Raw genomic sequence first — 3,176 nt, forward strand, 5'->3', positions numbered from 1 at the left:
CGGCCTCGCCGAAGCCCTGACCGCCGCCCCCGCCGCCATCGCCGCCGAATAAAGCGCCGTAACCGCAGCGTGAAAATCCCCTCCCCTTTGTGGGGAGGGAAGCATTCCGAACCAAAAAATAGGCCACCCCGACAATGCCGGGATGGCCGAAGTTCAGGGAGGAACGCACCGAAGTGCGGCTCCGGACGCGGCCCGCAAAGGGGAGATGCGGGGGACGTCCGTTGCCCGAACAATATCGGATCAAGCTTGGCCCGGGTCAAGGGCCGCCCGCTCAAAAAATAATCGATTGCAGCCAGTCCGGTCCGATCCGGCGGCTGAACCCGGTGCCGCTCGGGCGTTGGCGGGCGCGTTCAGGCGTTGGCAGGTTCCGGCAGCGCGGGCGCGTCGACCTGGATCGGGCCCTTGCCCTGCGTCACCTGGCGGCTGAAGATGTCGCGGATCTGGGCCAGGCTGAAGAGGTGCGCGAAGATCAGTGGCAGCATGCCGTTCTGGTTCATCCGGCGCAGCTCGTCGCCGCGCAGTTCGCGCATCTTTTCCTCGTCGACCATCTGGAACCCGCGATAGACGAACGGCTGTTCGCTGCCGTCGGGCTGGATCGCGACTTCGCCGTCCATCAGCAGGCCGGCCTTCTGCAGATCGGCCATGAATGCCCCGGTGCGCTGGCCGGCGGCTTCGAACTGCTCGCAGAAATCGAGGATTTCCTTGATCCGCGCGCTGGGCTGGTCGCCGTCGAAGATCGCCTCGCCGTCGGGCCCGTCGCTGATCGTGCCGCTGGTCGGGTCGACGCACAGCGACAGTTCGTCACTGCCCTCCTGCAACTGGGCGAGCAGGAACGGGTAGCGGCGCAGATAGGCCGGAAGATACGCCGGCTCGATCTGCATGCCCTTGTCGTCGAGGTAGGTATTGACCCCCTCGTTGAGCCCCATCAAAGCCAAAGGAACAGGCGTGTCACCCATCGAGAACACGATCGGATAGGTCCGCTGCAGGAGGGCAAACTCATCGACTGTCACCGGGATCGCATGAGCCTGGGCGATATGCGGGGCGCTGTCGATCGGCTTCAGCTTCTTGTCGCCATGCTGCTGCAGGTTGATCGGCTCGAGGGCGTTGTACAGCAGGGGCAGTCCGGATTCGGGCGCTTGGCTCGCCATGTCGTCATCTCCTGGGGCGGGCGACGCCGCCGACGCGGGCACCCTGAATTCGTGCCGCCGTTTAGAAGCGGGGCTTTTCAAGCGCAAGGGCGATGCGGCAAGAGGTTCAGCCGCGGTTCAATCCGCTCCTGCGACGGCACGGGCATGAACGAGATCAACCCTTGAACCTGCTGCACTTTTTCTCGCTGATCCCGGCGCTGTTCGGCCTGTCGTCGAACGACCGGAACGTGACGACCTTGACCGTCGAGCAGACGACGATTTTCCGCATCCCCGTCCGCCCCCACCCGCCGACCGCGCCACTGTTCGAATGGCAGGAACTCAAAGGCCCCAAATGCCTGCCCGCCGCCGACATCGTCGGGGCGATGCTCGCAGGGCGTGACGCGATCGATTTCATGACCCGCGACCGCACACGCTATCGGGCAAGGATCGACGACGACTGCACCGCGCTCGACTTTTACGACGGCTTTTACGTCCAGCCGCAGGACGACCGGCTGTGCGCCCGGCGCGACGAGATCCGCTCGCGAATGGGTGCGAGCTGCCGGATCGAGAAGTTTCACCTGCTGGCCCCACGACTGCGCCGTTAGCCCGCCCCCTTCGTTTCCTTGACATTTTGACCAATTTGCGCCTTAGGTGTCGCTTCGTTGCTGCACTGCGGCAATATCCTTCCTGACCGGACTATTCATGCCCTTTGCCGATCTCGGCCTATCCGACCCCTTGCTCCGCGCCGTCGCCGAAGCCGGCTATGACGAGCCGACCCCGATCCAGAAGGGGACGATCCCCCCGGTCCTGATGGGCAAGGACATCATCGGCATCGCCCAGACCGGTACCGGCAAGACCGCCGCTTTCGTCCTGCCGATGATCGACATATTGGGCGAGGGTCGCAGCCGCGCCCGCATGCCGCGCAGCCTGATCCTCGAGCCGACGCGCGAACTTGCCGCGCAGGTCGCCGAGAATTTCGTAAAATACGGCAAATATCACAAGCTCTCGATGGCGCTGCTCATCGGCGGCGTGCAGATGGGCGACCAGGTCAAGGCGCTCGAAAAGGGCGTCGACGTCCTCATCGCCACCCCCGGGCGGCTGATGGACCTCTACGGCCGCGGCAAGATTCTGCTGACCGGGTGCAACCTGCTGGTGATCGACGAGGCCGACCGCATGCTCGACATGGGGTTCATCCCCGACATCGAGGAAATCTGCTCGCGCCTGCCGAAATCACGCCAGACCCTGCTCTTCTCCGCGACCATGCCGCCGCCGATCAAGAAACTCGCCGACAAGTTCCTGACCGATCCCAAGGTCCTGGAAGTGTCGCGCCCGGCCAGCGCCAACCTCAACATCGAGCAGCGCGTCATTATCACGACCTCGGCCAAGAAGCGCGACGTGCTGACGGGGGTGCTGCGCCACGAGGAGGTCAAGAACGCGATCGTCTTCTCGAACCGCAAGACCACGGTGCGCGACCTCGCCACCAGCCTCAAGCGCGCCGGGTTTGCCGTCGGCCAGATTCACGGCGACATGGAGCAAGCCGAGCGCATCGCCGAGTTCGACCGCTTCAAGGACGGCACCATCTCGATCCTCGTCGCCTCCGACGTCGCCGCGCGCGGGCTCGACGTCAAGGGCGTCAGCCATGTCGTCAACTTCGACGTGCCGTGGCAGCCCGACGACTATGTCCACCGCATCGGCCGCACCGGCCGCGCGGGGCTGAAGGGCATCGCCATCACGCTCGCGACCAAGGAAGACGGCGACGCGGTGGCAGCAATCGAGAAGCTAACCAACACCAAGATCCCGCGTTTTTCGGGTGACGGATCGGCCGAGGGTGCGCCCGCTGCCGCAGCGCCGGCCAGCGAAGAAGCCCCCCGCGAAAAGCGCGAACGCGCGCCAAGGGCGAAGGCGGCTCCGAAGGCTGCTGCAAAGCCCGAACCCACCGCCAAAGCGGAGCCCGCGCCAGACCGCGCTCCCCGATCGGAAGAACCCCGCCGCGACCGAGCCCCCCGCCTAGACCGCCCCCGCCGCGAAGAGCCGCGCCGGGAGGACGCC

Annotated in this window: 3 protein-coding genes; 2 read left to right on the forward strand and 1 reads right to left on the reverse strand. The window is 65.6% G+C overall.

What is annotated here, in order from left to right:
• Positions 1 to 350: 350 nt before the first annotated feature.
• On the reverse strand, positions 351 to 1,148 hold the full coding sequence (locus RMN84_RS03560) for a SapC family protein (RefSeq protein ID WP_309610831.1): 798 nt from the start codon (positions 1,146 to 1,148) through the stop codon (positions 351 to 353).
• 161 nt (positions 1,149 to 1,309) lie between these two features.
• On the opposite strand from RMN84_RS03560, the gene RMN84_RS03565 reads away from it, so the two are divergent.
• Positions 1,310 to 1,732 carry a hypothetical protein gene (locus RMN84_RS03565; protein WP_309610832.1) on the forward strand — a complete coding sequence of 141 codons (423 nt, stop codon included), beginning with the start codon at positions 1,310 to 1,312 and terminating at the stop codon, positions 1,730 to 1,732.
• Positions 1,733 to 1,829: 97 nt separating this feature from the next.
• Positions 1,830 to 3,176 (forward strand): DEAD/DEAH box helicase (locus RMN84_RS03570; protein WP_309610833.1); only part of this gene is annotated, 1,347 nt, incomplete at its 3' end.

Origin of the sequence: Sphingomonas sp., assembly GCF_031380695.1 — a bacterium.
Taxonomy (GTDB): Bacteria; Pseudomonadota; Alphaproteobacteria; order Sphingomonadales; family Sphingomonadaceae; genus Sphingomicrobium.